The organism is Polynucleobacter sp. QLW-P1DATA-2 (assembly GCF_001870365.1).
Lineage (GTDB): Bacteria > Pseudomonadota > Gammaproteobacteria > Burkholderiales > Burkholderiaceae > Polynucleobacter.
The window spans coordinates 577,070-602,162 of the sequence record NZ_LZMQ01000003.1 but is presented as its reverse complement, the minus strand read 5'-3'; the positions used below and the strand labels follow the sequence as shown (position 1 = coordinate 602,162).

Sequence of the window (25,093 nt, the reverse complement as noted above, 5' to 3'; positions counted from 1 at the left end):
AATGATGCTTATCTTATTGAATTTAAAGTATTTATTTTCTTTGGGCGCCCTCGATGGCGTATTTGTGCCAGCTCAGGCGTATCTTTGAATAACTTTTTGGCGTAGATATCACTTACCCAAGGCTTAGAGCGAATCAAAGATTCTGTGATTTGGCGGTCCTCCCAATGGGGGGAGCCCTCTTTCACAAAATCTGCCCACCTCATTTGTCGCTCAAAGGGGGTATTACCTAACTCCCAAAAATGCTGGTGATCAACCAACCAAGGCTCAGCATTCCCACCAATATGAGTCGCAAAGCTAGTCCACCGAGACTCTTGAGGACTCGACTCATAGCCAGCCCGCACTGGATTTAACTCAATATAGCGCTGGCAGCGTAAAAAATAATCAGGATCGATGAGGGATGAACGATAGCGCCCTTCCCATATAGTTCCCGAGCGATGATGTTGTTGGTTGAAGTATTGGGCATAACGTCTGCCCAAAGATTGCATTGTTTTTGCAAGTGAATCATTGTTTTGCGGCGTCAATAGTATGTGAACATGATTAGGCATTAATGCAAATGCATGGACGGCGCAGCCAAATTGCCTTGCTGCTTCGCGTAACCACTCCAGATAAACACGACGGTCTTCATCACTAAAGAAAAGTGTTTCGCGATTATTTCCGCGAACCATGACATGCATTACTTGGCCAGGTATAACAGTGCGCGCTTGCCGAGCCATGTTGATTACGAACTACTGCAGTTCGCGAACTCCACCATTGGGCGCAAATTCTGGAATAAACCAGTCGCCATCGACTTGCGTTACTCCACTAGGCACTTCACGGGAGATCTGTGGGCTATCTTTTAGAGCGGTCATCATGTATGAAATCCACATAGGCAAAGCAAGACCGCCACCAGTCTCGCGATCACCCAAGCTGGTTGGTTTATCAAAGCCAATCCAGGCAATTGCTACCACCTTAGGGTTGTAACCAGCAAACCAGGCATCATGAGATTCATTAGTAGTGCCGGTCTTACCAGCAATGTCATTGCGTCCGAGCTTAGCCCGCGCAGAGGCTGCGGTGCCTGTCTTGGTCACTTCTTGCAAGAGACTATCCATGACAAATGCAGTACGCGCATCCAATACCCTAGGGGCCCCATCACCAACAGTAGCAGGCTTAGCTTCAAAAAGAACAGCCCCTTTTGAATCAATCATCTTCTCAATTAAGAAAGGATCGACTCGATAACCGCCATTTGCAAAGACACTATATGCGGATGCCATTTGCAATGGGGTTACAGATCCTGCGCCCAAGGCCATTGTGAGATAAGGCGGATGCTTCTCTGGCTCAAATCCAAAGCGTTGAATATATTCCTGGGCATAAGACGGGCCGATGGCACGAATAATACGAACCGAGACTAAGTTCTTAGACTTAGCTAGGGCATTACGCAAACGCATCATGCCGTCATATTTGCCGTCATAGTTTTTAGGTTCCCATGCTTGGCTGCCTGTTTCCATGCTGCCAATAGACAATGGTGCATCGTTCACCATGGTGCTTGGGGTAAAGCCTTTTTCAATAGCAGCTGCATATATAAAGGGCTTGAATGAGGAGCCAGGCTGACGCAAGGCTTGGGTCACGTGATTAAATTGATTGCGACGGAAGTCAAATCCACCAACTAAGGACAAAATCGCGCCTGTTTCCGGATTCATAGAAACAAAGGCAGCCTCTACTTGTGGCAATTGAGCGAGCTTCCATGCGCCACCATCTGACAGCAGTCGCACAATGGCGCCAGGGCGTAAACGCTTCTTGGGTTGGGTGCTATCCGTTAAGGAAGCGGCAGCCAACTTCATACCATCACCTTTAATGGTGATGGTGTCGCCAGTAGAAATCATGACCTGCATTTCTTTGGGTTTAACGTCAAGCACCACACCAGACTGCAAGTCATCTAATTGAGGATATGCGAGCAATGCCTCATCTATAGCGCGCTGACGTTTGACATGATCTTCTGGTAGATCAATAAATCCCTCTGGTCCACGATAAGCGTGACGCAAATCATATTCAAAAATGCCACGACGCACAGCCTTATAAGCAGCATCTTGGTCAGCTTTCAAAATAGTTGTATAGACCTCGATTCCTTGAGAATAGATGGCTTCACCATACTGAGCAAACAGCAGCTGCCGCACCATCTCAGCAGGAAAATCTGCGCGCACAGCAAATTCATTACCTAGGCCACGTATATGCAACTCCTCCGCTTTGGCTTTTTGGTACTCTTCAGCATTGATATAACCAAGATCTAACATGCGCTGCAGAATATATTCCTGACGAATCTTGGCGCGTCGATAGTTAGTAACTGGGTTGTAGGCAGACGGTGCTTTTGGTAGGCCAGCCAACATCGCGGCTTGAGCAACTGATATATCTTTTAATTCAATTCCGAAATAGATTTGCGCTGCACTGGCAAATCCAAATGCGCGTTGACCTAGGAAAATCTGGTTCATATAAATTTCCAGAATTTTGTCTTTACTTAATTCAGACTCAATTTCCCAGGCCAGCAAAATTTCATAAATCTTTCTGCTAAATGTTTTTTCATTGCTCAAAAAGAAATTACGCGCCACTTGCATCGTAATTGTGGATGCGCCCTGAGCTAAGTGTCCACGAAGGTTGGCCATGCCTGCCCTGAGCACGCCAATATAGTCAACACCACCATGGGAATAAAAGCGGTCATCTTCAGTTGCAATGACTGCATTGCGCATTACCAAGGGAATGTCATTTAAGGGGATGACTTTGCGACGCTCTTCGCCAAACTCACCGATCAGCACCTTATCGGCTGAATAAATACGTAAAGGCGTTTTTGGGTTGTAATCAGTTAAAGCCGAAATCTTTGGCAAATTCGGTTTCGCAATCAAGAAGGCATAGCCCAATAAAAGCGTCACCACCAAAGCAACTGCTACTCCAATAATGAGTAATGCCTTGATTAGGGGGCCGCCTGAAGACTGATGAGACGAGCCTGGGTCGACTCGAGGTTGACGAGGACGTCTGTCGGGCTGACGAATTGGACGCTGATTAAACGTCGGCTTATCTTTTGGGGGGAGCGCCATATATTCAAATTATAGGGTGCTTAGGTAATTTCACCGAAAGCTCCAAAACCCTTGTTTTCCCATTTTTAGAGAGGCCTTTCTTACAGCAGCATCTATTTTTGCTGATGGCTTTTGCTTCTGTGTATTTTCAAAATAATGGGATGCCATCTCGCCAAATCTCCCCACAGTCTTTCGATGACATTTTGAGTGAACTGGGTGATGATCCCGCCATCCCAGACCCACATGGAATTCGAAAAAAACACCCTCAAAAGCACCCCTCCTTCAGCGAACAAAATAACTCAGGATCTCAGCCCAAAGTGAACGCTTTGAAGCCAATTCTTCAGATGAGTGAACTCAAGCAATTAGGGTTATTTCTTGGATTAGCTATTGGCTTTATTGGTATTGCGATAGTTGGATTGATGGCGTTTGAGCATCTAAATGCAGCTCAGCAAACCAAGTTAGAAAGTTCAGATAGGCATATTGCTGAGCTCAAAAAGGAGGTGTCACTTCTAAGAGAGGAGATGCTAGATATTGAAGAGTCCTTATATGGATCAATTGATTTAATAGAAGTGAGTATTCACTCTTTAAAGAAAAATAAGCCTTCTTTTGGCAACAAACCAAGGTCTCAAGAGCTTCCTTTTGAATCAGAGCTTCGCCACTGGCGATATTTGGGGGTCAGTCAAATAGGTGGGCTGCAGCGTGCTTTTTTTCATAACGGCAAAAGTGCTGTGATGTTTGAAAAGGGTGGGATTTTGCTGGGTGATTGGAGGCTTGGCAATGCCGATAAAGAAGTAGCGACCCTCACCCATCCCAATGGCAAATCGATGATTCTCAAACCATCAAAATCCGAATGATCCTTGACCCCAAAAATCTCTTGAAATGGCTTGTCATATTTGCTGTTTTTTTATCCATTCCAACTAAAGCTACAAACTCAATTAATGCCCATTTAGACGCGTCTATTAGTTTGCAATTTACTGAGATTGAAGTGTCGGAACTTTTGCAAATTCTTGCAAAACTGGGAGGCACTAACTTTTTATTGAGCGAATCTATCAAAGGCAAGATCACAGTCGATTTAAACAATACCCCATGGCAAACTGCGCTGCATTCTATTTTGGCCAGCCGAGGTTTACGTCTGGTCAGAAATGGGGATATCTACTGGATTGGCCCTCATGCAGAAATTGCTGCATTTCAAAAGCACCGTCGCGAAGATGCTGCACTTCCCTTTGGTGGGGATCACATCAATAGCCCAAGACAAGTCTTGATAGAGGCCAGAATTGTTGAGGCAGATGAACGATTTGCACGAGAGCTTGGAGTCAAGCTAAGCCATCAAGCAAAGAATATTGGTGGAATTCCAGATAGAAACGTGAGTAGCAACCTTGATTTAGGAGGGGCCGGTCTGAATGGGTTTAGCCCTGCCACCGTGGCCGCAACTCTGGTTTCCAGGAGTGCCAGTCGCCTCTTGCAAATCGAACTTTCTGCGCTTGAGTCAGAAGGGCAAGGCAAAATTCTCTCGAATCCACGCATTATGACGGGAGACCAAGTTAAAGCCACCATTGAACAGGGAACTGAGCTACCGTATCAAACGACTACGCAAAATGGCAGCAAACTGCAGTTTAGAAAAGCCAATCTCCGTTTGGAGGTTTTGCCAAAAATTCATCCAGATGGGAAGATTTCGATGCTGGTGGGGATCAATAAAGACACCATTGGCATGAAAACAGAGCAGGGATACGCCATTGATACTAAGAGCCTTAGCTCCGAAGTCACGGTTGAAAATGGTGGCACAGCGATTATTGGTGGCATCTTTCAAACTACCGAGCGAGAAGATGAGGTCAAAGTTCCTTTATTTGGGGATATCCCCCTAATTGGCCATTTATTTCGCCATAAATCCAAATTACAAGATAAAACTGAACTCTTAGTCTTCTTAACCCCAACCGTTCTAGATAAACCCTAATAAAATCGAAGGGTGAACTCTTCGACAAACAATATCTTTCTGATCGGCCTGATGGGCGCTGGGAAGTCGACCGTCGGTAAAGTTCTAGCCAAGAAATTGGGTCGTCGGTTTTTAGATGCCGATCATGTCATTGAAGAACGGTGTGGCGTAAAAATTCCCGTTATCTTTGAAATGGAAGGTGAAGACGGATTTCGCAAACGGGAAGCACAAGCCATTCGCGAAGTCACTAGCGAGCACAACATTGTCCTAGCTACTGGCGGTGGCGCGGTACTGCTTCCGGAGAATCGGAATGCGCTAAGTGAACAAGGCACCGTTATTTACCTGCACGCCAACCCAACCGAGCTTTGGCATCGGACTAAAGGTGGTGAAGGACGCCCACTACTTCGCAATGGTGATGCCAAAAAAATTCTAGAAAATTTATATGCAGTTCGCGACCCTCTTTATCGCGAGATTGCCGATCATGTGATTGAAACTGGTAAACCCAGCGTTAATCAACTGGTTAATACTTTAATCATGCAGCTTGAACTCTCCGCTTGAAAACTATGATGAAAACACTTGAAGTTGATCTTGGCAATCGCAGCTACCCTATTTATATTGGCACTGACTTAATCGATCAGCCCAAGCTGTTTAATGCCTGCGAAAAATCAACTTCGATTTATATCGTTACAAACACCACGGTAGCACCGCTATATGCGCAGCGCCTAACTAAAACTTTAGAAACTTTTGGCAAACCAGTCAGAGTCATTGTTCTTCCCGATGGTGAATCTTATAAAGATTGGAAAAATCTACAACTCATCTTTGATGATCTCTTGAAATTTGGCGCTGATCGTCAAACCATGTTGGTTGCTCTTGGTGGTGGCGTTATTGGTGATATGACTGGCTTTGCAGCTGCTAGCTTCATGCGGGGCATTCACTTTATCCAAGTTCCAACTACGCTTTTAGCTCAAGTCGATTCTTCTGTAGGCGGCAAAACGGGTATCAATCATCCGCTAGGCAAGAATATGATCGGGGCCTTTCATCAGCCCCTTGCTGTGATTGCCGATCTCAATACATTAAAGACCTTGCCTTCGCGCGAACTCTCAGCTGGCCTTGCTGAAGTAGTGAAACACGGCGCTATTGCTGACTCTCAGTTCTTAGATTGGATTGAAGCAAATGCTCAGCCTTTATTGGCGTGCGACACAGATGCGATGGGTCATGCAGTATTGCGCTCTTGCGAAATTAAGTCAGCAGTAGTTTCTGCTGATGAAAGAGAAGGCGGCATTCGCGCTACCTTGAACTTTGGTCACACCTTTGGTCATGCTATTGAGGCTGGTATGGGCTATGGAGAGTGGTTGCATGGTGAAGCGGTGGGGTGCGGAATGGTGCTTGGCGCTGATTTATCTTGTCGACTCAATCAGATCACAAGAGCCGAAGCAGAGCGATTAACTAGCATCATTCAGTCTATGAACCTTCCCATAGTTCCACCAAAATTTGGTGCGGCACGCTACATGGAGCTGATGCAGGTAGATAAGAAAACTGAGGGCGGTCAAATCCGCTACGTGATCTTAGAAAAAATAGGGAAGGCCCAAATTAAGAGCGTTCCCGATGCCCAGGTGATCGAAACCTTAATTGCTACTGGCGCAGCTTAAGCAGCGCATTAGGATTTGATCAACCCGATCTTCAATGGCTGCCCAGCTTGGGCACTAGCAAATTCTGATAAGTCACTTAAGAGCTCTTTACCAGTTTTGGTATCAAGCCACAGGGGCTGAGCTACTGTGCCAGCCCAGCGATAGTGGTAACCGCCTGATTTAGCAGCCACCCAAATTTCATGAAGTGGTGGTTGGGTATTGACCACAATGACGCTTTTATCCCGAAAGCGAATATTGATGACATTTCCGCCCTGGCGCTCCACATCCAAATCAAGATCTAATGCGTCGTCTGCAGCTTCCAGCGCAACTTCAATCGACTGCAACAGATTGCTACCCAATTGGTAGAACTGCTTGTCATCAATGGTTTCTACGCCTGAATTATTTGGATTCATAACAGAGTCCTGCATGCTATATTCAATCATTCGTTTTAGAGACATTCATGATAGCGATTCTTAATAGAGCCCTCGGTATTAGCCTCCTAATATCCCTTGTAGGATGTGGGGTTAGGGGGCCTCTATATATGCCAAATGTGCCTCCTGTTCCTACAGCACCTAGTGATCCTGAGCCTAAGGGTAAGTTGTATCCGCCCCAGACTCCTGCTAGCACCAACCCCTCTTCCCCGGCCAATTAATGACTAGTAAAGCAATTCCTATTCCTCACTTATCTGGCTTTACTGAACGCAACGGCAATTGGTATGCCGAAGAAATTCCATTAGCAGATTTGGCAAAAGAGTTTGGTACGCCACTTTATGTCTACAGTAAAAAAGCGTTGACTGAGGCTTACCGGGCCTATGACAAAGCTTGTATTGATTCCAAAGCTAAGCGTCGTGCGCGTGTGCACTACGCCATGAAAGCCAATAGCAATTTAGCAGTGATCGATTGCTTTAAAAATTTGGGCGCTGGTTTTGACTTAGTTAGCGGCGGTGAATTAGCCCGTGCTCTAGCTATTGGCGCTGATCCCAAAAGCCTTGTGTTTGCTGGCGTTGGTAAATCTTCTGCAGAAATCGCAGCCGCTTTGCAGGCTCGCGTTAAATGCATCAATGTTGAATCAATTGCTGAACTACACAACATTAATCGTGTTGCTACGAAATTAAACTGCCGCGCCCCAATTTCTTTACGCGTGAATCCTGATGTAGATGCACAAACTCACCCCTATATTTCTACGGGTTTAAAAGGAAATAAATTTGGTATCGCGTATCACGAAGTTTTAAAAACCTATCGTGAAGCATCACAACTTTCACAGATTGATGTAGTCGGAATTGACTGTCATATTGGGTCGCAGATCACTACTACCGCACCTTACTTAGATGCCCTGGATAAGGTATTAGATCTAGTAGAACGCCTCAAAAGAGAAGGTATTGTGATTCATCATCTGGATCTTGGCGGCGGACTCGGTATTTCTTATAGTGATGAAACCCCACCTGACATTACTGAGTTCACCAATACCCTGCTAAACCATGTAGCAGAGCGCGGCTTTGGCCATCTGGACGTAGTACTCGAGCCTGGGCGCTCACTAGTAGGCAATGCTGGCGTGCTTTTGACAACCGTCGAATATCTTAAGCCAGGCGCCGAGAAAAACTTCTGCATTGTCGATGCCGCGATGACTGAGCTCATGCGTCCAGCTCTTTATGAAGCTCACCATGGCATCGTGCCGGTGCAGGCCAAACAAACAAAGAGTCTGACCTATGACATCGTTGGTCCAGTTTGCGAATCAGGCGACTGGCTTGGAAGAGATCGTCATCTTGCCGTTGAAGAAGGCGATCTATTAGCAATCCTCTCGGCTGGCGCCTATGGATTTGTGATGGCATCGAACTACAATACTCGCCCAAAGCCGGCAGAGATTATGGTTGATGGAAAAAATGCGTATGTTATTCGTGCGCGTGAAAAAACAGCTGACTTGTTCGCGACTGAAACAGTTTTGCCAAAATAATCTCAATCAGATTTAGGCAAATAAAAACCCCGCTTCTTGAGCGGGGTTTTTATTTGAAGATCTAATGAATACTTAATGTAATCCAGCCATGTAGTCAGAAACGGCTTTCATTTCTGCATCTGACAGCTTGCCAGCAATGGTAGTCATCATTGGGCCATTCTTACGCGTACCGTTACCAAATGCCACTAACTGTGCGTATGTGTAATCAGCCCACTGACCACCTAAGCGTGGATATTGAGCAGGAATGCCAGCGCCGTTTGGACTATGACAAGCAGCGCAAGCAGGAACGCCTTTAGCAGCGATACCGCCGCGATAGATGCTTTGACCCAACTCAATAGTGTCTTTATTTTGAGCAACACCTTGTGAGACTGGTTGCTTAGCCAAGAACGCTGAAATATTAATCATGTCTTGCTCTGTCAAAGTAGTAGCCATACCCATCATGATTGCATTAGCACGAGTACCTTCTTTGAAGTTTTTCAATTGCTTAGTGAGGTAAGCGGCATGCTGAGCAGAAAGTTTCGGCCATGTACCCACTGCACTTTGTCCTTTTGGACCGTGGCAGGTAATACAAGCAGTTACACCCCGAGTTGCATCACCAGCTGAATACAATGTTTCACCAGCGGCTGGATCAGCCTTTGGCTTACCTGGAACTGCCGCCTTTACTTCGGCAGCAGGTGCTGCCTCTGCTGCAGGCGCCATAGGAGCAGCATCAGCCGCATTAGCTAGACCAGAGACACCGATCAGGGCGAAAATAGAGAGGGCTGCAAATCCAGCACGCAAGCTAGTGAATTTGGAGATTTGAGAGGTTTGACGCATTATGTTTACCTTGGCAAAAATTCCTAAAAGTGTTTGGGCCCTACATTTACAACCTTTTACCCAACACCATGAGATATTTCATGATTTTGCGTGATTTTACAATAGCTTCAGGACATGTCTAAACTCTTTCAAGCCCGATTCGCCACCACAGTCAATGACACCCATTGCCTGCCTGCTACCCCCTTGCGGGAGGTGGCCTTTGCTGGTCGCTCAAATGCGGGTAAATCCAGCGCCCTGAATGTCCTTTGCAACCAAAAAAGACTCGCTTTTGCTAGTAAAACCCCAGGCCGCACCCAACACATCAATTATTTTGGAATCTTTGCAAAAGATGACCTGTTGGCTTACTTAGTCGATTTACCAGGTTATGGCTACGCTGCGGTCAATCATGAGACCAAATATCACTGGAATGCCCTTCTAAGCGATTATTTACAGGAGCGCGAGCAATTGGTCGGCATGGTACTGATCGTGGACTCTCGCCGGGGAATAACCGATCTGGATGAACAAATGATTCAATGGTTCGTGCCAACCGGTAAGCCGATCCATATTTTGCTCAGCAAATGCGACAAACTCAATAAGAGTGAATGTAAACATGCTCTTGAAGCTGTGCGTAAGCAACTTCAACAATATGACCCTGCTTTGCCTGATGGCACGGGAGAATCCAAGCAACTTACGGCACAATTATTCTCAAGCACCAAACGCATTGGTCTTGAAGAGGCAGATAATTTAATTATTAAATGGCTATTTGAAGCAGAAACCCATGAAGATGAAATCACCAGTTAACGCTTTGCTCAACTTTCCAAGTCATCGCCCGCGTCGCATGCGACGTGATGATTGGTCGCGTCGTCTAATGCAGGAAAACTCGGTTTCAGCAAGCGATCTCATTTATCCAGTTTTTCTTCTAGAGGGTCAAGGCAAGTCGGAGGCTGTTGCCTCAATGCCTGGCGTCAATCGTGTTTCATTAGATCTTCTCATTCCAGTTGCAAAAGAATGTGTCGAGCTCGGAATCCCAGTCCTAGCACTCTTTCCGGTCATCGATGCATCATTAAAGACCCCCGATGGGAAAGAAGCCTTTAATCCATCCGGGCTTATTCCAACAGCTGTTCGTGAACTCAAAAAACGCTTTCCAACTTTAGGCATCATGACCGACGTTGCGCTCGATCCGTATACAAGCCATGGCCAAGATGGCGTACTAGATGATCAAAGTCGCATTCTCAATGATGAGACCACTGCAATCCTAGTGAAGCAAGCTCTTGTACAGGCAGAAGCTGGGGTTGATATCGTTGCGCCATCAGACATGATGGATGGTCGTATTGGAAAAATTCGGGAAGCGCTTGAGCAGAAGAATTTAATTCATACTCGCATCATGGCTTATTCCGCCAAATATGCATCTGCTTTTTATGGTCCATTTAGAGACGCGGTTGGCTCGGCAAAAAACTTAGGCAAGGCAGATAAAAAAACTTACCAGATGGATTGCGCCAATGGTGACGAGGCTTTGCGAGAGGTTGCACTTGATATCAGCGAAGGTGCTGATATGGTCATGGTGAAGCCTGGCATGCCCTATTTAGACATCGTGCGCCGTGTCAGAGAAGAATTTAATTACCCCACTTACGCTTATCAAGTAAGCGGAGAATATGCCATGCTCAAAGCTGCCACCCAAAATGGTTGGCTTGATCATGACGCCGTCATGATGGAATCTTTACTCGGATTTAAACGTGCCGGCGCTAATGGTGTTCTCACTTACTTTGCTCTAGAGGCGGCTAGACTCATTCAGTCAAATCAATAATATTCAGTAAGTAGGTCGCCAAGCTTGATCTCGCCTGCCTCTAATATTTGAGCTCTGATTCCGCCTCTACCCTCAAACGCCTTAAGAAAATCTTTTTTCTTGGAGAGTTTGGATGGACGCTCGCATGGAATGCATAACTCAGTAGCCCTGAGTTTAAGCTTGCCCAAATAAAATTCTTTGCCGACTAAGTTATTTAAGAGTTGCGAGCTTAAGCCCTCAATAATAATATTTCTTCTGGTTTCATAGTCTAGAAATGGATCTAGGCCCAGCAACTTTAATTCCTGATTTGCCGCATCGATTCCCGCTCGCGTAATCAGCGAGATGTCTCTCGTCTTTGTTGGCAATCCCTTTGAATATGCCCCCAAGCCAAGCGCATACCGATCACTCTCAATCCCAACATTGGGAAGCATCCTCACAAAACTCTTTTGAAGCATTGGCTCACCAGCGCTCGATGCAATGAAAATACCGGAGACTTTTGCCATCGCTTTAGTGGCGGACTATTCTGCGCAATTGCTCTAGAAAGCGCTGTGGCGGCATATAACCAATCACGCGTTGATCTTTTTGTTCACCCGAGCTTAGACCAAAGAACAAAATACCGGGCGGGCCATACAAACCAAAGCGCTTCAATAGTGCTTGATTCTCAGCACTATTTGCTGTCACATCGGCTTGCAATAAAACAAATTGTTTTAGCTCTTTGCTCACTTCAGTGTTTGTAAAAGTATTCACTTCCATTTCTTTGCAACTGATACACCAATCGGCATAAAAATCGAGTAATACTATTTTTTGCTCTTGCTTTGCTTTTGTGAGTTGAGCGTCTAACTCTGCCGGCGAATGAATGACGACAAAAGATAAATCCCCTACTTGATGAATACTCCGCCCATTAATGGTCTTCACAGAGCCAATAGGCTCATTTTTTTGAATTAAAGGAGAGGCAATCCAGGCAGCGGTGGCAACCAATAAAACACCTAAGGTACGCTGCAACCAAACCATCCAAATACCGGTAGATGGAATTAATATGCGTGCCTCAATTGCAATGAAGAGGAGCGGTAAGCCCATTCCCAGGGCCATGACAAAGAGCAATCCTGCGCCCAGACTGATAGAGCCTGTTTGAGCAATAAAAGCTAAAACACCTGCCAATGGAGCGGTAATACAAGGGCTAGCTACCAAAGTAGAAATGCCCCCCAAGGCAAAGGCCCCAAAGACGCTACCGCCCTTTTGACGACCAGCAAGCCGGTCTACATGCTGATGCCATGCTTGGGGTAAGCGTAAGTCATACAAGCCGAATAAGCTGCCAGATAAGGCCAACAGTAATAGCGCAAAAGTAGCCAGCGCAAATGGGCTTTGTAATGCTCTTTGTACGCTCCCTCCAAGGGCTGCCATGAGTACGCCAGCCATAGCATAGACCAGCGCCATGCCCAAGACATAGGACGCCGCCAAGACACTGGCACGCCTCTTGGATACAGCTTGCCCGCCCTGAGTGCCAAAGATCACACTAGAGAGAATTGGCAACATTGGTAAAACGCAAGGCGTAAATGCCAATGCTAAGCCTAAGACAAAGAAGGCCAAGAATAAATAAGCTGTGGAGGTACTTTGTAGAAACCTGCCAATGGCATTGACGTCATCACGCTCACGCCATAAATCCGTCAAGCTAAATTCTGCTTGAGAACCTGATGAAACTTGTGCAGCGTCCAGAACCTCGGGTATTGGTGCAGCCCTAACGCCAGGCGCAGCTAATAAGAATTTCAGCGTCATAGGTGGATAGCAAATGCCCGCCTCGGCACAACCCTGCAAAGTGACTTCAACATAAGTCGGTTTTCCAGCAACGGGTTTGATATCCAGCAAAACCATAAAGGGCTGCTTATAGATCTGTAGTTTTTTCTGAAAAGTTTCATCAAACTTTTCAACACCATTAGGTAATTGAGGTCTGATGTTATATAGCTTCCCAGCTTGCGTGCCAGCATCAAATTTCAGCGATTCTTGGTAGATGTAGTAACCCTTGGCAGGCAAGAACTCAAGCTCTACTTGATTTGAATTTTCTAACCAAGTAGCTTCTAGTCGGAACGCTTTTTCTGGTGACAAGAAATCTGTAGTCGCAAATACTTGTGCCGATAGCAGCACAATGAAGGCAAAAACGATTTTCAGAAACGATGGAATTCTCATGCCTTTGAATTTACCTCAGCTTGAACCCATTCGCCGTATTGCTGCGCATATTGCTCGGGTGAAAAAGCCAGAATCTCTGGAACATCATATGGATGCTCTGCTTGAATAAAGCGGGAGATTCCTGGCCACTTGCTTGCAGTAGTTTTTGCGGACAATAGAACCTCATACTCCTCGCAAAGCTTGCCTTCCCAGCGATAAACCGACTTCATACCATCCATCAATTGAACGCAGGCAGCCATTTTCCCCTCTACCAGAGCATGAGCTAAGCCTTTAGCAGCCTCCATATTGGGAAGGCTAGTAATGACCATCAGGAGCCGATCGGGATTGACTGAGGGGTTTTGAGACATACCGTATTTATAAACCTATAAATAAAAAAGCCAGACCGAAGCCTGGCTTTTAGATGCAACTGGGAGACTTAAGCCTCTTCAGCCACTGTTGTTTCTTCAACTTCTGGACGATCAACCAACTCAACCAATGCCATTGGGGCATTGTCGCCATGACGGAAGCCGAACTTCAAAATACGAAGGTAGCCACCTGGACGGGTTGCGTAACGTGGGCCGAGCTCTGTAAAGAGCTTGGTCACGATATCGCGATCACGAGTGCGATTGAATGCCAAGCGACGGTTTGCCAAGTTGTCTTTTTTACCAAGGGTAATCAAGGGCTCAACAACCATGCGCAATTCTTTTGCTTTTGGCAAAGTGGTTTTAATCACTTCGTGCTCCAAAAGAGAATTGGACATGTTGCGCAGCATCGCCAAGCGATGTGAAGATGTTCTGTTTAGTTTGCGTAAGCCGTTTCCGTGACGCATGATGCTTCCTTTCTAATTATTTCTCGAGGTTAGCTGGAGGCCAGCTTTCGAGTTTCATGCCAAGACTTAAACCACGAGCAGCCAATACATCTTTGATTTCATTCAAAGACTTACGACCCAAATTAGGCGTCTTCAACAATTCATTCTCTGTACGTTGAATCAAGTCACCGATGTAGTAAATGTTCTCAGCCTTCAAGCAGTTTGCAGAGCGAACTGTGAGCTCGAGATCATCAACCGGACGCATCAACATAGGATCAACCATTGAAGAGCGACTTGGTGCGAGATCACCAGAAACTTCGCTGCTCTCAAGAGCTGCGAATACTACTAACTGATCAACCAAGATGCTAGCAGCCTGGCGAATTGCCTCTTCAGGAGACAACACACCGTTAGTTTCGATTGTCATTACGAGACGATCAAGGTCGGTACGTTGCTCAACACGAGCAGACTCAACGGCATAGCTAACACGGCTAACCGGGCTAAATGAAGCATCCAATACGATGCGGCCAATGATCTTAGTAGTTTCGTCGTTGTATTGACGAACGTTACCTGGAACGTAGCCACGACCTTTTTCAACCTTGATCTGCATGTCTAACTTGCCACCAGCGGACAAGTGAGCGATCACGTGATCAGGATTGATGATTTCTACATCGTGTGGCAAATCGATATCTTTTGCAGTAACAACGCCTGGGCCTTCTTTACGCAAATTGATAGTGACTTCATCACGGGACTGCAATTTAAATACGATACCTTTGAGGTTCAACAAGAGATTGACAACATCTTCTTGCACGCCATCTAAAGTGGAATATTCATGAACTACACCTGCAATAGCTACTTCAGTTGGTGCATAACCAACCATCGAGGACAAGAGTACGCGACGTAATGCATTTCCGAGTGTGTGGCCATAGCCACGCTCGAACGGCTCCATAACAACCTTAGCTTGGTTGGCGGTAAGCGCTTCAACAGAAATAATCTTTGGCTTGAGCAAATTTGTTTGCATATTTTTTCCTTGAGAGTGCCTAATTAGCGTGAATACAATTCGACGATCAAACTTTCATTAATTTCACCGCTGATGTCTTCACGGTCAGGCACTTGCTTAAATGTTCCCTCGAGCTTAGCTGCGTCAACTGAAACCCAGGTAACAGCTGCCATTTGCCCAACTAAATTGAGTGATTCGGTAATACGCGCTTGCTTCTTCGCTTTTTCACGAATCGCAACTACATCACCAGGTTTAACCTGAATAGATGGAATATTTACAGGGTTGCCATTGAGCAAAATTGCACAGTGAGAAACCAACTGACGCGCTTCTGCGCGAGTAGAGCCAAAGCCCATGCGATAAACCACGTTATCGAGACGTGACTCTAACAACTGGAGCAATGTTTCACCAGTATTGCCCTTACGACGCTCAGCTTCTGCGAAGTAACGACGGAACTGACGTTCTAATACGCCATAAATACGCTTAACCTTTTGCTTTTCACGCAATTGATTACCGTAATCAGATGTTCTTGAGCCAGATGTACGACCATGTTGACCAGGCTTAGTATCTAACTTGCACTTGTCTGACAGGGCGCGACGAGCGCTCTTTAAAAATAAGTCGGTACCTTCCCGACGTGCTAATTTGGCCTTAGGCCCTAAGTAACGTGCCACGATGCTTTCCTTTCTTTGCCGCAGTCTTACGACCGGCGGTGAGTTCGCCCTTTAAATCAGGCGAACAGTGGGCTTTAATAAAAAACTACTAAACTTGTACTGCCAACTTCCTAGCTTAGATACGACGACGCTTAGGAGGACGGCAACCATTGTGTGGAACTGGAGTTACGTCTTGAATCTCAGTGATCTTGATGCCCAATGAGTTCAATGCACGAACTGCTGATTCACGACCTGGGCCTGGACCCTTGATCTGAACTTCTAAATTCTTGATACCGCATTCAATAGCTGTCTTACCAGCAACTTCTGCAGCTACCTGAGCAGCAAAAGGTGTTGATTTACGTGAGCCCTTGAAGCCCTGGCCGCCAGAAGTTGCCCATGAAAGCGCATTTCCTTGACGATCAGTGATCGTAATAATGGTGTTATTAAAAGAAGCGTGAACGTGTGCAATACCGTCAGCAACGTTCTTTTTAACCTTCTTACGAGCGCGCTGTGAGGCGGCGGAAGCGGATTGTTGTTTTGCCATGTCAATAAACTTTCTTGATTATTTCTTCAGTTGCACGCCAGACTTACGCGGGCCCTTACGGGTACGAGCGTTAGTCTTAGTACGTTGACCACGTACAGGCAAGCCCTTGCGATGACGTACGCCACGGTAGCAACCTAAGTCCATCAAACGCTTGATGCTCATAGTTACTTCACGACGAAGGTCACCTTCGGTAATGAACTTACCTACTTCATCACGTAACTTTTCCAAGTCAGCGTCAGTAAGATCTTTAACTTTTTTATTGATTGCAACACCTGTTGTTTGGCAAATTTTGTTAGCACGAGTTGTGCCAATGCCAAAAATTGCTGTTAAACCGATAACAGTATGTTGATGATTTGGGATATTTACCCCAGCGATACGTGCCATGAGATTTCCTCTTAATTAACCAGATCAGCCTTGACGCTGCTTATGACGTGCGTCTGAAGAACAGATCACGCGCACAACGCGTTTGCGCTTAATGATCTTGCAATTTCTGCAAATACACTTTACGGATGCTAAAACTTTCATAACTCACCTCTTAAAAATAGGTACAACTTAATCTTTACTTCGCCCGGAATATGATTCTGGCGCGCGTCAGGTCGTAAGGAGTCATCTCCACCGTCACCTTATCTCCCGGCAAAATACGGATGTAGTGCATCCGCATCTTTCCGGAAATGTGCCCTAAAACCACATGTCCGTTTTCTAGCTTCACGCGAAACATCGCATTCGGCAAATTCTCTACAACTTCTCCCGCCATCTGAATTACATCGTCTTTAGACATTCAGTTAAGCGCCCATCTTAAAGTTAGCTTTTTTCATCAAAGAGCCGTACTGCTGCTGCATGACATATGACTGAACTTGAGCCATAAAATCCATTGCAACAACAACAATAATCAACAATGAAGTACCACCGAAATAGAACGGCACGTTGTACTTCAACACTAAAAATTCTGGCAACAAGCAAACCAAAACCATATAAATTGCACCGGCCAAAGTTAAGCGCACCAAGATCTTATCGATGTAACGCGCTGTTTGGTCACCCGGACGGATGCCGGGAACAAATGCGCCACTCTTCTTCAAATTCTCAGCAGTCTCGCGGCTGTTAAATACCAGAGCGGTATAGAAGAAACAGAAGAAAATGATCGCAGCTGCATACAAAATTGTGTAGACAGGTTGGCCCGGAGCTAAGGTTGCAGCCAAGTCTTTAATGATTCTGCTGAACATGTTGGTGGGTTCACCGGATGTAAACCAGCCAGCAATCGTTGCAGGGAACAAAATAATTGATGATGCAAAGATTGGAGGGATTACACCTGCCATGTTTAACTTCAATGGGAAGTATGAAGACTGGCCACCATAAACTTTGTTGCCAACTTGACGTTTAGCGTAGTTCACCAAAATACGGCGTTGGCCACGCTCTACAAACACCACAAAGTAAGTAACTGCTGCAACGATCACTACGATCAAAAGTGCAGAAATAATATTCATTGAGCCAGTGCGAACCAACTCTAACAAACTAGCTAAAGCATTTGGCAAGCCAGAAACAATACCGCCAAAAATGATGATGGAGATACCATTACCCAAGCCACGCTCAGTAATTTGCTCACCCAACCACATTAAGAACATTGTGCCTGTTACCAAAGTAACTACTGTATTCAATTCAAACATCAAACCTGGGTTAATCACTAAACCTGGTTGAGCCTGCAAAGCAACGGAAATACCTAATGCTTGGAATGTAGCCAAGAATACAGTGCCGTAGCGCGTGTACTGAGTAATCTTCCGTTGACCTGCTTGGCCTTCTTTTTTCAAAGACTCTAGAGAAGGCACAACAATCGTCATTAACTGCATGATGATCGATGCAGAAATGTACGGCATGATTCCCAAAGCAAATACCGTGAAGCGAGATAAGGCGCCACCAGAGAACAAGTTGAACATTCCCAAGATGCCGTCTTTTTGACCAGAAAACAACTGTGCCAATTGATCTGGATCGATTCCAGGGACTGGAATATGAGCACCCAAACGGAACACGAGCAAAGCCAACACCAGAAAGACTAAGCGTTGGCGTAATTCGCCAAACTTACCACCTGTTGCTGCAGTGCTTGCGTTATTGGTAGGTGCTAATGCCATATCTACTAAAAGACCTATTAAACTAATTCAACCAATTTGCCGCCGGCTGCTTCGATAGCTGCTTTTGCGCCGGCAGTTGCTGTAATACCCTTGAGGGTTACAGCAATCTTGAGTTCGCCAGTCTTGATAACCTTAACTGCATTGATTTGCTCACCAGCAAAGCCGTGTGCCTTCAATACCAATAAGTCCACTTCTGGCAAATTGATTTTTGCTAAATCGTTCAATGTAATTTGACCAACGTGACGACGTGTCAAAGACACGAAACCGCGTTTAGGCAAACGACGATACATAGGCATCTGACCGCCTTCAAATCCAACCTTGTGGAAACCACCAGAACGGGATTTTTGACCTTTGTGACCACGGCCAGCAGTTTTACCAAGACCAGAACCAATGCCGCGTCCAACGCGACGACGGTTTTTCTTGGAGCCTTCTGCAGGTTTAATTGTGTTGAGTTGCATATTCTTCGCCTATTTACTTGCTAGTTATTAGCCAACGACTTTAACTAGATAAGAAACTTTATTAATCATGCCGCGAACAGCTGGAGTGTCTTCCAATTCAGAAACTGAATTGATGCGACGAAGGCCTAAGCCTCGTACAGTTGCACGGTGGCTTTCGCGTGTACCGATCAAGCTGCGTACTAATTGCAGTTTGACTTTGGAGTTAGTTGTTGTCATTTGTAGATTCCTAATTTTTGGTCTTAGCCGAGAATCTCTTCAACTGACTTACCGCGCTTAGCAGCAATCTCAGCAGGAGTACTCATTTTGCTCAAACCATCAATGGTTGCACGAACCAAGTTGTATGGGTTTGTAGAGCCAAGTGACTTAGCAACCACGTTTGTTACGCCCATTACGTCGAAAATTGCGCGCATTGGGCCACCAGCGATAATTCCAGTACCGTCTTTAGCTGGAGAAATCAAAACGCGTGATGCGCCATGTTGGCCAGTAACAGTGTGCTGCAAAGTACCTTTACGCAAAGTTACCTTGATCATCTTGCGACGAGCTTCGTCCATTGCTTTTTGAACTGCAACTGGAACTTCTTTTGATTTGCCTTTACCCATGCCGATGCGGCCATCGCCATCGCCAACTACAGTGAGTGCAGCGAAGCCGAGAATACGACCACCCTTTACCACTTTAGTTACACGATTAACAGCAATCATCTTCTCGCGAAGACCATCATCACGCTCTTCGTTTTGCATCTTAGTTTGCATTTTTGCCATGTTTTTTCCTAAACCCTATTAGAACTTCAGGCCGGCTTCACGCGCAGCTTCAGCTAAGGCCTTAATACGGCCGTGGTAACGATGACCGGAGCGATCAAATGCAACATCAACAATGCCTGCCTTAACAGCACGCTCAGCAACTAACTTGCCGATTTGTTTTGCCGCTTCAGCGTTGCCGCCGTTTTTGATTGCTTGGCGCAAATCTTTTTCCATTGTTGAAGCAGCTGCTACAACTTTGGTTCCGCATGGGCTATAAACCTGAGCAGAAATATGAGTATTGCTACGGATAACTGTTAAGCGATTTGCCAAAGCTTCGGCAATGCGAATACGAGTCTGCCTAGCGCGTCTTTGTCTGGATTCGTCTTTATTCATTTTTTAATCTCGCTTACTTCTTCTTAGTTTCTTTCAGATGCACAACCTCATCCACGTAGCGAACGCCTTTGCCTTTGTATGGCTCTGGTGAACGGTATGCGCGAACTTCAGCTGCGACCTGGCCAACTTGCTGCTTGTTGGAACCTTTGATAATGATTTCAGTTTGAGTTGGAGTCTCAGCCTTCACACCCTTTGGCAGGTTGTAAATAATGTCGTGTGAGAAACCTAACTGCAATTTCAATGTTTCACCTTGAGCAGCAGCACGGTAACCAACGCCTACCAAGCTGAGCTTGCGCTCAAAGCCAGCAGTTACGCCAACAACCATGTTGTTAACCAAAGCACGTGCAGTACCTGATTGTGCACCAGCTTCTGGTGAGTCGTTATTTAAAACAACTGTCAATACGCCATCTTCTTGTTTCAAACCAACAGAAGGATGCAAGTTGTGTGTCAAAGTGCCCAAAGGACCTTTAACTGTAACGTTTGCACCGTTGATGCTGATTTCAGCGCCTTTAGGAACTGTAATTGGTGATTTACCTACGCGGGACATATTTCGCTCCTTAAGCTACGTAGCAAATAACTTCGCCGCCCACGCCTGTTGCACGTGCTTTACGGTCTGTCATTACGCCTTGAGGGGTTGAAATAATTGCAATGCCTAAGCCATTCATTACTTCTGGAATGTCATGGCGGCCTTTATAGATACGTAGACTTGGTGTTGAAACACGGTCAATACGTTCGATAACAGGACGACCTGCATAGTATTTGAGATCAATGTGTAGCACTGGCTTAGCTGCCTCACCTTTGATTTCGAAATTCTCGATGTAGCCTTCATCTTGCAAAACTTTTGCGATAGCTACTTTTACTTTTGACGACGGCATAGTGACTAGTGGTTTCTGCACTGCTTGCGCATTGCGGATCCGGGTCAACATGTCGGCGATTGGATCGCTGATACTCATGAGTTCTCCTAATTCTTTCGCCGCTTACCAGCTGGCCTTGGTTAAACCGGGGATTTCGCCACGGAAGGCGATTTCACGAATCTTGCTACGAGCCAAACCGAATTTACGGAATGTGCCACGTGGTCGACCGGTTAATGAACAACGATTTCTTTGACGAATCGGGCTTGCGTTACGTGGAAGTGCCTGTAGCTTCAAGCGAGCTTCATAGCGCTCTTCATCGCTGCGTGATTGATCAGCAATGATCGCTTTGAGTTCAGCACGCTTTGCAGCGTACTTCTCTACAGTTTTTGCGCGCTTATTCTCGCGCTCAATTAGGGATAGTTTTGCCACGTTAGCCTCTTAATTGCGGAAAGGGAATTTGAATGCTGCCAACAAAGCTTTTGCTTCTTCGTCAGTTTTAGCAGTCGTCGTAATACTGATATTGAGACCACGGAGGGCATCAATCTTGTCGTATTCGATTTCAGGGAAAATGATCTGTTCTTTAACGCCGATGTTGTAGTTACCACGGCCATCAAATGCCTTACCAGAGATACCGCGGAAATCACGTACGCGTGGTAATGCAACAGTAACGAAACGATCTAAGAATTCGTACATGCGTGCACCACGCAATGTCACCATGGCGCCGATTGGGTAGCCTTGACGAATCTTGAAACCTGCAATCGCTTTTTTAGCTTTAGTTACAACTGGCTTTTGGCCTGCAACTTTAGTTAAATCACCAACTGCATTTTCGATAATCTTCTTGTCGTTCACTGCATCACCTAAGCCCATGTTCAGGGTTACCTTAGTGATACGTGGAACTTCCATTACAGACTTGTAACCAAACTTGGCGATCAAATCTGCAACAACTTTAGCTTGATAGTGTTCTTGAAAACGTGTGCTCATAATTTCTCCGTGCCCCTTATGCGCTTAAAGTTGCGCCAGTGGTTTTGAGGAAACGTTGCTTTTTACCGTCTACGAGTTTGATACCAACACGTGATGGTTTGCCGTTACCGTCAACCACAGCCACATTAGAAATGTGAACAGGCATAGTCTTGTCAATCATGCCGCCGGTTACACCAGCAGCTGGATTTGGCTTAACGCTCTTTTTATAAATATTTACGCCCTCGATAACCAATTTGTTCTCGAGAACAGCCGTTACAGTTCCTTGCTTGCCTTTATCTCGGCCAGTCAACAAAACTACGGAATCACCTTTACGAATCTTTTTCATGTCAGCCTCTTAAATAACTTCGGGGGCGAGAGAAACGATCTTCATGAACTTCTCAGTACGCAATTCGCGTGTGACAGGTCCAAAGATACGTGTGCCAATTGGCTCTAACTTAGCGTTGAGCAATACCGCAGCGTTTGCATCGAACTTAATCAATGAACCGTCTGGACGGCGAACACCCTTAGCTGTTCTTACTACAACAGCGTTATAAATATCACCTTTTTTTACACGGCCACGTGGAGCAGCTGACTTAACGCTGACTTTGATGACATCACCGATACTGGCGTAACGACGCTTAGAGCCGCCCAATACCTTGATGCACAAAACTTCACTGGCGCCTGTGTTATCGGCGACCTGTAATCTACTTTCGGTTTGTATCATTTCTAATCCCCAACTTATTGGCCAAAGGCAAACAGTCTTGGTTCCGTCTATGGGCTTTAACGAAAGTTAAAACCCGGAATTAATGAAAAACACTGCTTCTCCAATAAAACCAGAGAAGCCTTCTATTCTACTACGTAAAACTGGGATTTGGGAAGATATTTCACCAAAATCCCATAAAAATAACTTAAATACCCTTTGAAGCCTCAACTAAACGGGTCACAACCCAAGATTTAGTACGTGAAATTGGCTTAGATTCAGCAATTTCAACGGTATCACCCATCTTGTATGTGCCAGCTTCATCATGGGCATGGTATTTTTTGGACTGGCCAACGTACTTACCAATCACTGGATGCTTTACTTGACGCTCAACCAAGACCGTCACAGTTTTTTGCATTTTGTCGCTAACAACGCGGCCCACCAGGGTGCGGCGCAAGGGTTTAGATAATTCTGTCATATCCCTTTTTCCTTATTTCTGTGCAGTCTTTTGGGCGATAAAAGTCTTTACACGAGCGATGTCGCGCTTATTTTTACCCAATTGGCTGGTATTTGTGAGTTGCTGAGTGCCCTTTTGCATACGGAGCTTGAAACCGGTCTTAAGTAACTCGGTTAACTCTGTATTCAAAGCATTCAGATCTTTTGAGGCTAATTCTGTATTTTTCATAATCTCTATCCCAATCAACCTAAGTGGCGAATCACGAAAGTGGTCTGTAAAGGCAACTTAGCAGCAGCAAGCTTGAAAGCTTCGCGCGCCAATGTCTCATCAACACCATCCATCTCGTAAAGCACTTTGCCTGGTTGAATTTCAGCTACGTAGTACTCTGGATTACCTTTACCGTTACCCATACGTACTTCAGCAGGTTTTTGTGAAATTGGCTTATCTGGGAAAATGCGAATCCAAATACGACCACCACGTTTAATGTGACGAGTCATCGCACGACGTGCTGACTCGATTTGGCGAGCAGTCAAACGACCACGGCCAACGGCCTTCAATCCAAAGTCCCCAAAGGCTACTGAACTACCGCGTGTTGCCACGCCAGTGTTACGACCTTTTTGTTCTTTGCGATACTTGCGACGCTTTGGTTGTAGCATGCTTACTCTCCTGACTTCTGCGTATCTGCGGCCGGTGTTTCAACCTTACGCACACGCTTTACTGCTGGCTTAGCAGCAACTAATGGCTTGTCAGCACCAGCAGCTGGCTTACGAGCAGCTGTTTTGCTTGGAGCACGACGAGTTTTCTTTTCTTCGGCAGCTGGTTCAGCGGATGGAGCAGCTACTTGAGCTTCTGCACCACGACCTAGTGTGTCGCCTTTGTAAACCCAAACTTTTACGCCAATAATGCCGTATGTTGTTTCAGCTTCTGATGTTGCGTAATCAATATCAGCCTTCAATGTATGAAGTGGAACGCGACCTTCACGATACCATTCGCGACGAGCAATCTCTGCACCATTCAAACGACCGGAAGACATGATCTTGATACCTTGAGCGCCGAGACGCATTGCGTTTTGCATTGCGCGCTTCATTGCACGACGGAACATGATTCGCTTTTCGAGCTGCTGAGTAATAGAGTCAGCAATCAATTGCGCATCAACTTCTGGCTTACGAATTTCTTCAATATTCACGTGCACTGGAACACCCATGCGCTTTTGCAATTCGCGGCGGAGAACTTCAATGTCTTCACCTTTTTTACCAATTACAACGCCTGGGCGTGAGCTATAGATTGTGATGCGTGCGTTCTTAGCAGGACGCTCGATCACGACTTTGCTTACGGATGCATTCTTCAACTTCTTCTTCAAGTAGATGCGGACATCTACGTCCTCTTTCAGCATCTTTGCAAAATCAGTATTGTTTGCATACCAACGTGATGTCCAATTCTTCGTTACCGCGAGTCGGAATCCGGTTGGGTTTATCTTTTGTCCCATATCTTTCCTTAGTTACTCAAGGTCACGGTAATGTGACATGTTTGTTTTTCGATTTGATTTCCACGACCCTTGGCGCGTGCTGTGAAGCGCTTCAAGGAAGTACCTTTATCAACAATAATTGTTGATACCTTGAGCTCATCAATATCAGCACCTTTATTGTGTTCAGCGTTGGCCATTGCAGACTCAACCACTTTCTTCACAATGAAGGCAGCTTTTTTGGGGCTGAAATTCAAAATGTTCATTGCGCGTGCAATCGGCAAACCACGGATCTGGTCAGCGACCAAACGTGTTTTTTGCGCAGAAATGCGGGCGCTCTTGTGAATAGCTTTAACTTCCATCATCATCCCCTTACTTCTTCGTTACTTTCTTGTCAGCAGCGTGACCTTTGAAAGTACGGGTCAAGGCAAATTCGCCTAACTTATGACCCACCATGTTTTCTGATACATAAACCGGAACGTGTTGACGACCGTTGTGTACAGCAATTGTCAGACCAATAAAGTCTGGAAGAATTGTTGAACGGCGTGACCAAGTTTTGATCGGCTTTTTGTCCTTGTTGGCTTGTGCGACTTCAACCTTGTTTACCAAGCTGGCTTCGCAAAATGGGCCTTTTTTAGCTGAACGTGTCATATCTATTTTTCCTTAATC

39 protein-coding genes are annotated in these 25,093 nt (G+C 45.7%); 8 read left to right on the top strand and 31 right to left on the bottom strand.

The window, feature by feature from the left end:
* Positions 1-8 precede the first annotated feature (8 nt).
* Positions 9-713 (bottom strand): transposase, encoded by a 705-nt coding sequence (locus A9236_RS05685; protein WP_071464463.1) that lies wholly within the window; start codon positions 711-713, stop codon positions 9-11.
* A gap of 12 nt (positions 714-725) precedes the next feature.
* Positions 726-3,062 (bottom strand): penicillin-binding protein 1A, encoded by a 2,337-nt coding sequence (locus tag A9236_RS05680; protein ID WP_071464462.1) that lies wholly within the window; start codon positions 3,060-3,062, stop codon positions 726-728.
* Positions 3,063-3,202: 140 nt separating this feature from the next.
* Here A9236_RS05680 and A9236_RS05675 point away from each other — a divergent pair, with 140 nt between their 5' ends.
* Genes A9236_RS05675 through aroB form a run of 4 tightly spaced genes read left to right on the top strand, consistent with a single transcriptional unit; the run spans position 3,203 to position 6,620 of the window.
* Positions 3,203-3,895 carry a hypothetical protein gene (locus A9236_RS05675; protein ID WP_143070584.1) on the top strand — a complete coding sequence of 231 codons (693 nt, stop codon included), beginning with the start codon at positions 3,203-3,205 and terminating at the stop codon, positions 3,893-3,895.
* A 20-nt stretch (positions 3,896-3,915) separates the two neighbouring features.
* On the top strand, positions 3,916-4,992 hold the full coding sequence (locus A9236_RS05670) for a secretin and TonB N-terminal domain-containing protein (protein WP_236638715.1): 1,077 nt from the start codon (positions 3,916-3,918) through the stop codon (positions 4,990-4,992).
* A 12-nt stretch (positions 4,993-5,004) separates the two neighbouring features.
* Entirely contained in the window at positions 5,005-5,529 is a 525-nt protein-coding gene (locus tag A9236_RS05665) for a shikimate kinase (protein WP_143070583.1), read from the top strand.
* 8 nt (positions 5,530-5,537) lie between these two features.
* Complete coding sequence (aroB, locus tag A9236_RS05660) at positions 5,538-6,620, top strand: 3-dehydroquinate synthase (protein ID WP_201721741.1); 1,083 nt, start codon at positions 5,538-5,540, stop codon at positions 6,618-6,620.
* Between the two features lie 8 nt (positions 6,621-6,628).
* On the opposite strand, the gene cyaY is transcribed toward aroB, so the two are convergent.
* A complete protein-coding gene (cyaY, locus tag A9236_RS05655; protein ID WP_083393452.1) occupies positions 6,629-7,012 on the bottom strand; it encodes an iron donor protein CyaY in 384 nt (127 codons plus the stop codon).
* A gap of 47 nt (positions 7,013-7,059) precedes the next feature.
* Between cyaY and A9236_RS10990 the strand changes: the two genes are divergently transcribed.
* Together A9236_RS10990 and lysA are read left to right on the top strand one after the other, a co-directional pair.
* A complete protein-coding gene (locus tag A9236_RS10990) occupies positions 7,060-7,251 on the top strand; it encodes a lipoprotein (RefSeq protein WP_071464458.1) in 192 nt (63 codons plus the stop codon).
* The gene (gene lysA / locus A9236_RS05650) at positions 7,251-8,549 is read left to right on the top strand and encodes a diaminopimelate decarboxylase (RefSeq protein WP_071464457.1); all 1,299 of its coding nucleotides are present in this window, start codon (positions 7,251-7,253) and stop codon (positions 8,547-8,549) included. Before A9236_RS10990 ends, lysA begins: the two co-directional genes overlap by 1 nt.
* A 72-nt stretch (positions 8,550-8,621) precedes the next feature.
* On the opposite strand, the gene A9236_RS05645 is transcribed toward lysA, so the two are convergent.
* Positions 8,622-9,365, bottom strand: a complete 744-nt coding sequence (locus A9236_RS05645) for a cytochrome c (RefSeq protein ID WP_083393416.1) — start codon at positions 9,363-9,365, stop codon at positions 8,622-8,624.
* 114 nt (positions 9,366-9,479) lie between these two features.
* Between A9236_RS05645 and yihA the strand changes: the two genes are divergently transcribed.
* Both yihA and hemB read left to right on the top strand, forming a co-directional pair.
* Positions 9,480-10,145, top strand: a complete 666-nt coding sequence (yihA, locus tag A9236_RS05640) for a ribosome biogenesis GTP-binding protein YihA/YsxC (RefSeq protein ID WP_071464456.1) — start codon at positions 9,480-9,482, stop codon at positions 10,143-10,145.
* Positions 10,129-11,148, top strand: a complete 1,020-nt coding sequence (hemB, locus tag A9236_RS05635; protein ID WP_071465079.1) for a porphobilinogen synthase — start codon at positions 10,129-10,131, stop codon at positions 11,146-11,148. The genes yihA and hemB overlap by 17 nt, the downstream gene beginning before the upstream one ends.
* Here the strand turns inward: hemB and A9236_RS05630 are convergent.
* The 27 genes from A9236_RS05630 to rpsS form a co-directional block, all read right to left on the bottom strand.
* The gene (locus A9236_RS05630; protein ID WP_071464455.1) at positions 11,142-11,630 is read right to left on the bottom strand and encodes an MOSC domain-containing protein; all 489 of its coding nucleotides are present in this window, start codon (positions 11,628-11,630) and stop codon (positions 11,142-11,144) included. The genes hemB and A9236_RS05630 overlap by 7 nt on opposite strands.
* A 4-nt stretch (positions 11,631-11,634) precedes the next feature.
* Positions 11,635-13,308: a protein-disulfide reductase DsbD gene (gene dsbD, locus A9236_RS05625; protein ID WP_071464454.1), complete on the bottom strand. Its 1,674-nt coding sequence runs from the start codon at positions 13,306-13,308 to the stop codon at positions 11,635-11,637.
* Positions 13,305-13,655 (bottom strand): divalent-cation tolerance protein CutA, encoded by a 351-nt coding sequence (gene cutA / locus A9236_RS05620; protein ID WP_071464453.1) that lies wholly within the window; start codon positions 13,653-13,655, stop codon positions 13,305-13,307. The genes dsbD and cutA overlap by 4 nt, the downstream gene beginning before the upstream one ends.
* A gap of 68 nt (positions 13,656-13,723) precedes the next feature.
* Positions 13,724-14,116 (bottom strand): 50S ribosomal protein L17, encoded by a 393-nt coding sequence (rplQ, locus tag A9236_RS05615; protein ID WP_071464452.1) that lies wholly within the window; start codon positions 14,114-14,116, stop codon positions 13,724-13,726.
* A 16-nt stretch (positions 14,117-14,132) separates the two neighbouring features.
* Positions 14,133-15,113: a DNA-directed RNA polymerase subunit alpha gene (gene rpoA / locus A9236_RS05610; RefSeq protein WP_071464451.1), complete on the bottom strand. Its 981-nt coding sequence runs from the start codon at positions 15,111-15,113 to the stop codon at positions 14,133-14,135.
* 23 nt (positions 15,114-15,136) lie between these two features.
* Positions 15,137-15,760: a 30S ribosomal protein S4 gene (gene rpsD, locus A9236_RS05605; protein ID WP_068320135.1), complete on the bottom strand. Its 624-nt coding sequence runs from the start codon at positions 15,758-15,760 to the stop codon at positions 15,137-15,139.
* A 115-nt stretch (positions 15,761-15,875) separates the two neighbouring features.
* Positions 15,876-16,283, bottom strand: a complete 408-nt coding sequence (rpsK, locus tag A9236_RS05600) for a 30S ribosomal protein S11 (protein ID WP_015420254.1) — start codon at positions 16,281-16,283, stop codon at positions 15,876-15,878.
* An 18-nt stretch (positions 16,284-16,301) separates the two neighbouring features.
* Positions 16,302-16,667 carry a 30S ribosomal protein S13 gene (rpsM, locus tag A9236_RS05595; RefSeq protein WP_071464450.1) on the bottom strand — a complete coding sequence of 122 codons (366 nt, stop codon included), beginning with the start codon at positions 16,665-16,667 and terminating at the stop codon, positions 16,302-16,304.
* A 24-nt stretch (positions 16,668-16,691) separates the two neighbouring features.
* On the bottom strand, positions 16,692-16,808 hold the full coding sequence (gene rpmJ, locus A9236_RS05590; protein ID WP_012357167.1) for a 50S ribosomal protein L36: 117 nt from the start codon (positions 16,806-16,808) through the stop codon (positions 16,692-16,694).
* A gap of 34 nt (positions 16,809-16,842) precedes the next feature.
* Entirely contained in the window at positions 16,843-17,061 is a 219-nt protein-coding gene (gene infA / locus A9236_RS05585; protein ID WP_068320132.1) for a translation initiation factor IF-1, read from the bottom strand.
* Positions 17,062-17,065: 4 nt separating this feature from the next.
* Positions 17,066-18,403, bottom strand: a complete 1,338-nt coding sequence (secY, locus tag A9236_RS05580) for a preprotein translocase subunit SecY (RefSeq protein ID WP_071464449.1) — start codon at positions 18,401-18,403, stop codon at positions 17,066-17,068.
* A 17-nt stretch (positions 18,404-18,420) separates the two neighbouring features.
* Positions 18,421-18,861: a 50S ribosomal protein L15 gene (rplO, locus tag A9236_RS05575; RefSeq protein WP_071464448.1), complete on the bottom strand. Its 441-nt coding sequence runs from the start codon at positions 18,859-18,861 to the stop codon at positions 18,421-18,423.
* Between the two features lie 27 nt (positions 18,862-18,888).
* Positions 18,889-19,077, bottom strand: a complete 189-nt coding sequence (gene rpmD / locus A9236_RS05570; RefSeq protein ID WP_046329387.1) for a 50S ribosomal protein L30 — start codon at positions 19,075-19,077, stop codon at positions 18,889-18,891.
* Positions 19,078-19,100: 23 nt separating this feature from the next.
* On the bottom strand, positions 19,101-19,619 hold the full coding sequence (gene rpsE, locus A9236_RS05565) for a 30S ribosomal protein S5 (protein WP_011901917.1): 519 nt from the start codon (positions 19,617-19,619) through the stop codon (positions 19,101-19,103).
* Positions 19,620-19,637: 18 nt separating this feature from the next.
* Positions 19,638-19,991 (bottom strand): 50S ribosomal protein L18, encoded by a 354-nt coding sequence (gene rplR / locus A9236_RS05560; RefSeq protein ID WP_046329386.1) that lies wholly within the window; start codon positions 19,989-19,991, stop codon positions 19,638-19,640.
* A 13-nt stretch (positions 19,992-20,004) separates the two neighbouring features.
* A complete protein-coding gene (gene rplF, locus A9236_RS05555; protein ID WP_071464447.1) occupies positions 20,005-20,538 on the bottom strand; it encodes a 50S ribosomal protein L6 in 534 nt (177 codons plus the stop codon).
* Positions 20,539-20,548: 10 nt separating this feature from the next.
* Positions 20,549-20,944 (bottom strand): 30S ribosomal protein S8, encoded by a 396-nt coding sequence (gene rpsH / locus A9236_RS05550; RefSeq protein WP_071464446.1) that lies wholly within the window; start codon positions 20,942-20,944, stop codon positions 20,549-20,551.
* Positions 20,945-20,968: 24 nt separating this feature from the next.
* Entirely contained in the window at positions 20,969-21,274 is a 306-nt protein-coding gene (gene rpsN / locus A9236_RS05545; protein ID WP_071464445.1) for a 30S ribosomal protein S14, read from the bottom strand.
* A 9-nt stretch (positions 21,275-21,283) separates the two neighbouring features.
* On the bottom strand, positions 21,284-21,826 hold the full coding sequence (rplE, locus tag A9236_RS05540; protein WP_046329383.1) for a 50S ribosomal protein L5: 543 nt from the start codon (positions 21,824-21,826) through the stop codon (positions 21,284-21,286).
* A 16-nt stretch (positions 21,827-21,842) separates the two neighbouring features.
* Complete coding sequence (rplX, locus tag A9236_RS05535; protein ID WP_011901911.1) at positions 21,843-22,151, bottom strand: 50S ribosomal protein L24; 309 nt, start codon at positions 22,149-22,151, stop codon at positions 21,843-21,845.
* A gap of 9 nt (positions 22,152-22,160) precedes the next feature.
* Complete coding sequence (rplN, locus tag A9236_RS05530) at positions 22,161-22,529, bottom strand: 50S ribosomal protein L14 (RefSeq protein ID WP_011901910.1); 369 nt, start codon at positions 22,527-22,529, stop codon at positions 22,161-22,163.
* 184 nt (positions 22,530-22,713) lie between these two features.
* Positions 22,714-22,983 (bottom strand): 30S ribosomal protein S17, encoded by a 270-nt coding sequence (rpsQ, locus tag A9236_RS05525; protein ID WP_011901909.1) that lies wholly within the window; start codon positions 22,981-22,983, stop codon positions 22,714-22,716.
* A 12-nt stretch (positions 22,984-22,995) separates the two neighbouring features.
* Complete coding sequence (gene rpmC, locus A9236_RS05520; protein WP_071464444.1) at positions 22,996-23,190, bottom strand: 50S ribosomal protein L29; 195 nt, start codon at positions 23,188-23,190, stop codon at positions 22,996-22,998.
* A gap of 14 nt (positions 23,191-23,204) precedes the next feature.
* Entirely contained in the window at positions 23,205-23,618 is a 414-nt protein-coding gene (gene rplP, locus A9236_RS05515) for a 50S ribosomal protein L16 (protein ID WP_071464443.1), read from the bottom strand.
* Positions 23,619-23,620: 2 nt separating this feature from the next.
* Positions 23,621-24,448 carry a 30S ribosomal protein S3 gene (gene rpsC, locus A9236_RS05510; RefSeq protein WP_071464442.1) on the bottom strand — a complete coding sequence of 276 codons (828 nt, stop codon included), beginning with the start codon at positions 24,446-24,448 and terminating at the stop codon, positions 23,621-23,623.
* Between the two features lie 8 nt (positions 24,449-24,456).
* Positions 24,457-24,789 carry a 50S ribosomal protein L22 gene (gene rplV / locus A9236_RS05505; protein WP_201721740.1) on the bottom strand — a complete coding sequence of 111 codons (333 nt, stop codon included), beginning with the start codon at positions 24,787-24,789 and terminating at the stop codon, positions 24,457-24,459.
* A 7-nt stretch (positions 24,790-24,796) separates the two neighbouring features.
* Positions 24,797-25,075, bottom strand: a complete 279-nt coding sequence (gene rpsS / locus A9236_RS05500) for a 30S ribosomal protein S19 (RefSeq protein ID WP_046329379.1) — start codon at positions 25,073-25,075, stop codon at positions 24,797-24,799.
* Positions 25,076-25,093: the final 18 nt, after the last annotated feature.